Genomic DNA, 6,002 nt, shown 5'->3' on the forward strand with positions numbered 1-6,002 from the left:
AGCAGTGTTCAGCGTAAATGTATCAGATACAGTTGAGGCTTAGCTGGCCTGCTGTAGGAGCAGATCCAACTGGCCGCGAGCCTCTAGCGCGTAAAGATCGTCGCAGCCGCCGATATGCTGGTCGTTGATGAAAATTTGCGGCACCGAACGGCGGCCGTTGGCCCGCTTGGCCATTTCCGCCCGTGCTGCCTCGTCTCCATCGATGGCGTACTCGATATACTTCACGCCTTTGCGATCCAGCAGTTGCTTAGCCCGGATGCAGAAGGGACAAAAACGCCAGGTGTAAATCTCAACAGCCATAAGTAGGGTAACAAACGCTTTCACACACCTTAACATTTCCATAGGGCTGGGATCCCCTTCTTTCCAGACCTGAAATTGTCTGTCGTCAATGATCTAATTCGCTTCCTTCCAATTGTGGCCAATTTGGATATCCACCACCAGCGGTATGGAGAGGGGCACCGCTCCTTCCATTTCTGTTTGGATCAGCGGTTTTAGGGCCTGCCATTCCGAGGGATCCACCTCAAACACCAGCTCATCATGCACTTGCAGGAGCAAGCGGGAACGAAAGTTCTGCAGCTTTTGCCGCAGGCGCACCATTGCTACTTTGATGATGTCTGAGGCGGATCCCTGAATGGGAGCATTCACAGCTGCCCGCAATTCCGCTTGTTTGCGATGGCCTGTCAGACGAGACAAATTGGGAAAATAGCGACGGCGACCCAAGATCGTTTCTACATAGCCATGCTTTTCCACAAAGGCTTCGGTGGAGCGCAGGTAGGCGAAAATACCGGCGTAGCGCTCGTTAAATCGCTGTAAAAATTGCTTGGCTTCCGACAAAGAAACCCCCGCAGTGCGGGCAAAGCGCTGCGCTCCCATGCCATAGATCACCCCATAGTTGATCGTTTTGGCCAGGCGGCGTTCTTCGCTGGTTATTTCCTGTTTTTCCAGGAGCAGGCGGGCGGTCAGGGTATGCACATCTTCCCCTGAGCGAAAGCCTTCCAGCAAGGCAGGTTCTTGGCTGAGGTGGGCCAAAATGCGCAGCTCAATTTGAGAGTAATCTGCTGCCGCCAATAGCCATCCCTCTTGGGGAATAAAAGCTTGTCGAATCCGGCGACTGAACTCGGTGCGAATGGGAATATTTTGCAAGTTGGGGTTTGAGGAGCTGAGCCTGCCGGTGGCAGTAACGGTTTGGTTAAAGTCGGTGTGGACTCTGCCGGTATCGCTTCTTACCAGGGCAGGCAGAGCATCCACATAGGTCGATTTTAGCTTGGCCAAGGTGCGGTATTGCACGATGGTTTCGATGAGAGGATGATCCCCCTCTAGCTTTTCTAAAACTGAGGCATCAGTGGAATAGCCAGTAGCCGTTTTGCGGGTTTTGCGAATGTCCAATTTCAGCTTTTCAAAGAGCAGGGATCCCAGTTGCTTGGGAGAATTGAGGTTAAAGGTTTCTCCAGCCTGGGCATAAGCTTTCTGCTCCAAACTTTGCAGCTCTTGTTCCAGCTCTTGGGAAAATTGCCTCAGAAACTCGGTATCAATGCGAATGCCGATCCACTCCATCTCTTCCAAAACTTGGGCCAAGGGCAGCTCGACTTGAATAAAAAGATCCCACAGGCGCGGATCGGTTTTCTGCAGCTTTTCGGTGAGGATTGGCACCAGACGATAGGCACAATAGGCGTCGGTTCCACAGTATTCTGCAACTTTGGAAATCGGGATATCGGCAATGGACTGTTCCTTGCCCAGCAACTTTTTGTAGCTGGTGGTTGGCAAACCCAAATGGGTGGCTGCCAAATCGGCCAAGTTGTGGCTGGCTTCTGGATCCAAAACGTAGCTGGCCAACATGGGATCAAACTGGATCCCTTGCAGGCGGATCCCGTGGGCGCGGAAAATGCTCAGGTCGTACTTACAGTTTTGTAGGCTTTTGGGTCGGTTGGGATCTTCCCAAAGGGGTTGCAGGCTTTGTTTAACCAGCTCCCAATCCAGGTTGGATCCCTGGCGGTGGCCGATGGGCAAGTAGGCGATATCTCCCTCTGACCAACAACAGCCGATCCCCACCAATTGGGCATCCCGTGGATCTAGACTGGTGGTTTCAGTATCCCAAGCTACAATCCCTGGGCAGGCCAGCAGCTCTTGCCGCAACAGCTCCAGTTGCTCCGGCGTATCGATGATGCGCACCGCCGGCAGAGAAGGGACGGGATCCACGGCAAAATCAAACCACAGGGCTTCGTCAGGAGCGTTTGCAGGATCCCCGGTGGGATTAAAAGCGCCAACCACCTCTGCCTCGGTTGGGATCCCCCCCAAAGCCGTTTGTATTTTGCGCACTTGGGCAATAAAACTGTGAAATTCCAATCTCTCCAGCAGCGGCAGCAATTCTGCTTGATCAAACCCGGTTAATTTCATGCTCTCCCAGTCGGGAGAAAGAGGAACGTCGCATTTGATCCGAGCCATAAATTGCGAGTGATGGGCCGCCGGGATCCCTTCTTTGAGGTATTGCTGGACTTTTCCTTGGATCTCGTCCAGGTGGTCGAAAATTTCATCCAAACTGCCGTAGCGCTCCAGCAGCTCCACAGCTCGCTTGGGGCCGATCCCTTTCACCCCGGGAATGTTGTCAGAAGGGTCACCACAGAGGGCCTTATAATCCACCACCTGCCAAGGCCAGATGCCCAATTTTTCTTTCACTTGTTCGGGGCCAAACTCGCTGATGCGATCTTTGCTGTTGAGGTGCAAAACCCGAACTCTTCCATCGGTATCGATCAACTGGAACAGATCTTGATCGCCACTTAAGATCTGCACCCGGTAATCTTGGGGGGCTAGCCTACTGAGGGTGCCCAAAATGTCATCGGCTTCAAAACCAGGCACCACCAAAATCGGGATGCGTAGTGCCGTCAACACCTGCTTCAGGTTCTCCACATCTTCGATAAACTCCGGTGGCGTTTCCGGGCGGCCTGATTTGTAGGTTTCGTCGGCCTCGTGGCGAAAAGTGGGCTGCCGTGTATCAAAGGCAACGGCTACATGGGTAGGGGTGTATTTGTCCAAGACTTCTAACAGCGATTTCAAAAAGCCAAAGCTGACGCTGGTGGGGATCCCAGTGGAAGTGCGCAACCCCCCCTCGCGGCTGTAGGCAAAGGCGTAGAAGGAGCGATAGGCCAGAGAGTGACCATCCACCAGCAGCAGTGTTGGAGTTTGCCAAGCCATCAGCTGATACCTTGAGGGTGAATCTAGCCTATCGGATCTGGGCTATGGGCAGAAGGGATCCCACATCCGTCTCAAGAACTCGAGCGGCGGGCTGCTGCCGACACCCAATGGCAACTTCTGTAATCACAATCTGTAGGCACAATCTGTAATCACAACTGGCTAGGACGAGATCCAAAAGCCCATCGACGGGCCCGCCAACCCTGATTTCCGTTTTGCGGGCTACAATGCTCATGCCCATTTTTTCAATTGGTTGGCTCAATCGGCAATACCTAAATTTGTTACCCAGTTGATCACCCAAAGCATTGGCCTCTGGTTCTGGACAAAATACAGCCCGCCACAATGCTCTTCTCTTCTCAGCAAATCCTGCCCCCATCCCTCTACCCACCCCTGCACTGGGGCCTCAAGACCCTCTTTCCCGACGGCCTGTGGGAGTTGCCGGCAGATCCCCATACCCAGCGGGTGGCTCTGACCTTTGACGATGGCCCTCACCCTGAGTACACCCCTGCTTTGTTGCAGGTTTTGATGGATTTTCAGGTGCCGGCCACGTTTTTTGTGTTGGGAGAACGGGTGCAGCGCTGGCCCCACCTGGCCCGTCAGATCCGCCAACAAGGCCACCGCATTGGCCTTCACGGCTGGCAGCATCGCCCTTTTACCGAGCTTGCCCCTGGAGAGCTTTATCAGAGCCTGAAGCGCAGCCAAACCACCCTCGTGGCTGCCTGTGGCGGGATCCCTGACGATTATCGGGCTGTGCGCCCGCCCAATGGCTTGTTTTGGCCGCAGACGCTTGCGGATTTGCGCCGTTGGGGCTTTTGTCCGGTGATGTGGAGCGTGGTGCCTGAGGATTGGCTGATCCCACCGGTATCGGTGGTGGTGGAGCGGGTGCTGGCCCAGGTGCGGCCTGGCTCCTTAATCGTGCTGCACGATGGGGTACAAGGAGGAGCCCAAGTGGTTGAGGTAACGCGGCAGTTGATCCCAACTTTGAAGAAGCGGGGATTTGAATTTGTCCACTTGCCGGATCCCTGAGATCTTTACCAGTTGGGGAGAAATTAAATACAGTAGAGGCACGCGTAGGCAGGAGGGCCAAGCCATGGGCGCACGCAAGATCATCTACGGCATTTTTGGGCAACGGGCCGGCAGCGTCATCGTCGGAACTTGGAACTGGCTGTGGGGGATCCCGGTGGAGAAAGGTGGCACAGGGGCGGTGATGGTGGCGGAAGAATCCCTACGCACGATGCAGGAGACGGTTCAGCGTCTCACGGAAGCCGTTGCCACCCAAGTAGCCGCCTATCAGCGGGCTGAGCAGAAGTACATGCAAAAGGTGCGGGAGTACCAGGCCCTGGAGAACAAAGCTCGCCTGGCCGCCCAACGGGGCGATCAAGAGGCTGCCCGTCTGGCTATGTCCCAAGCGCTGCAAATTGAGGCCATTCTCGGCCCCCTTAAGGAGAACGTGGAAACTGCCGAGCGCTACGTCAACGCCGCCAAGCAAAAGCTGGCCCGCGAGAAAGAGCGATTGGCCGCTTACAAGAGCGAGCTGAGCAACCTCAAAGACATCAACGAGGTGAACCAAGCTCTGGAGCAGATGGCCCGCGTCAACAATTCCTACAACATCGACTCGGCCAAGTCGCAATTTGAGGCGGCGAAGAATGCTATCCAGGCTCGCCAGCTCAGATCCCGAGCCATGAGCGAGCTCTCGGAAGATCGCAGCGAGCAGATTGCTGCCCAATTGGATGAAATGGCCATGGACGATGAAATCTCCCGCCGCTTGGCAATGCTCACCGGCCAAGGAGGTGCCCAGGCCAACCCGCCGCTACCGGATCTGGATTTCGAGAAGCGGCTCCCCCAATAGCGGCAGTTGCTTCCAAGCTTGGGGATCCCTCGCTTTTCAACCCACGTCGGCAACCCCGCTGCTAAGTTGCAGGGGGAGTTTTCCGTTGGGAATTGACGGTCAACGGGCTAGAGGGAGTGCGCTCGTACTAGGATGATATAGGAACAATAGGCAACCCATCTGAGGAGAGGATCCCAGCAATGTCAGCAGCACGAGGCGCGCATTCTGCCCGATCAGGCCTGTGGCCCACTTACGCAACCAGCCCGTGGCTGTCTAGAGCGCTGTTGCTGCTCTGTGTCTGCCTCAGCTTGGTGGTCGGTGCCTGTTCCGCAGGCTCTAACCTGCGAGCCTACAGGGATCCCAGCGGAGCCTTTGCTTTTGCCTACCCCAACGGCATGGTGGCGGTCAATCTTGGGCCGGGGAAAGGGCCGGTGGTACTCCTGCGCGACCTGGTGTACGAGACCGAGAACGTCAGCCTGATGATCGCCCCGTTTGACAAGGGGGAGACGATTGCCGATTTGGGCAGCCCGGATGAGGTGGGGCAGTTGGTGGCGGAGAAGATCATTGCTCCTGAGGGATCCGGTCGCTCGGCCAAGCTGTTGTCTGCCGAAGCCTTTGAGCGGCAGGAGCACCCCTATTACCTGCTGGAATACCAAACCGATATGGGATCCCAGCTTCGTCATGAGGTGGTGACGGTAACCGTTCGGCACCATCGCCTCTACACGCTGACAGCCTCTACCCAGGAATCCCGCTGGCCTCAGGTGCAAGCTGCTTTTAGGAACGTGGGCCGATCTCTGAATGTTTCCTAAAGCTTTTCCTGAGAGGATTTTCTCAAGGGATTGAACCGGGTTGACGGACTTGGGTAGGTTAAGGTTGAGCCCTTTAGGGCTGAGTTATGGTCATTTTAGGTTGGGGGCGAGACGCCTGGGCTACTGAGAAAAGCCTTGTGGTTCTGGGGATTATTGCTCCGCAACGCTGACGCGAAGAC

General features: G+C 55.5%; 6 protein-coding genes. 3 read left to right on the top strand and 3 right to left on the bottom strand.

Annotated elements, in window-relative coordinates:
• Positions 1-39: 39 nt before the first annotated feature.
• The 3 genes from grxC to NW818_RS08260 form a co-directional block, all read right to left on the bottom strand.
• Positions 40-300: a glutaredoxin 3 gene (grxC, locus tag NW818_RS08250; RefSeq protein ID WP_414329447.1), complete on the bottom strand. Its 261-nt coding sequence runs from the start codon at positions 298-300 to the stop codon at positions 40-42.
• Positions 301-393: 93 nt separating this feature from the next.
• Positions 394-3,189, bottom strand: a complete 2,796-nt coding sequence (gene polA / locus NW818_RS08255) for a DNA polymerase I (RefSeq protein WP_414424290.1) — start codon at positions 3,187-3,189, stop codon at positions 394-396.
• Positions 3,190-3,217: 28 nt separating this feature from the next.
• Complete coding sequence (locus NW818_RS08260; RefSeq protein ID WP_414355428.1) at positions 3,218-3,448, bottom strand: hypothetical protein; 231 nt, start codon at positions 3,446-3,448, stop codon at positions 3,218-3,220.
• Between the two features lie 80 nt (positions 3,449-3,528).
• On the opposite strand from NW818_RS08260, the gene NW818_RS08265 reads away from it, so the two are divergent.
• The 3 genes from NW818_RS08265 to psbP all read left to right on the top strand — a co-directional run bounded on the left by NW818_RS08265 (position 3,529) and on the right by psbP (position 5,823).
• On the top strand, positions 3,529-4,212 hold the full coding sequence (locus tag NW818_RS08265; RefSeq protein WP_414350259.1) for a polysaccharide deacetylase family protein: 684 nt from the start codon (positions 3,529-3,531) through the stop codon (positions 4,210-4,212).
• Positions 4,213-4,276: 64 nt separating this feature from the next.
• Entirely contained in the window at positions 4,277-5,035 is a 759-nt protein-coding gene (locus tag NW818_RS08270; protein ID WP_414350257.1) for a PspA/IM30 family protein, read from the top strand.
• Positions 5,036-5,298: 263 nt separating this feature from the next.
• On the top strand, positions 5,299-5,823 hold the full coding sequence (gene psbP, locus NW818_RS08275; protein WP_414329451.1) for a photosystem II reaction center PsbP: 525 nt from the start codon (positions 5,299-5,301) through the stop codon (positions 5,821-5,823).
• Positions 5,824-6,002 lie beyond the last annotated feature (179 nt).

Source organism: Synechococcus sp. R6-5, from assembly GCF_047461775.1.
Lineage (GTDB): Bacteria > Cyanobacteriota > Cyanobacteriia > Thermostichales > Thermostichaceae > Thermostichus.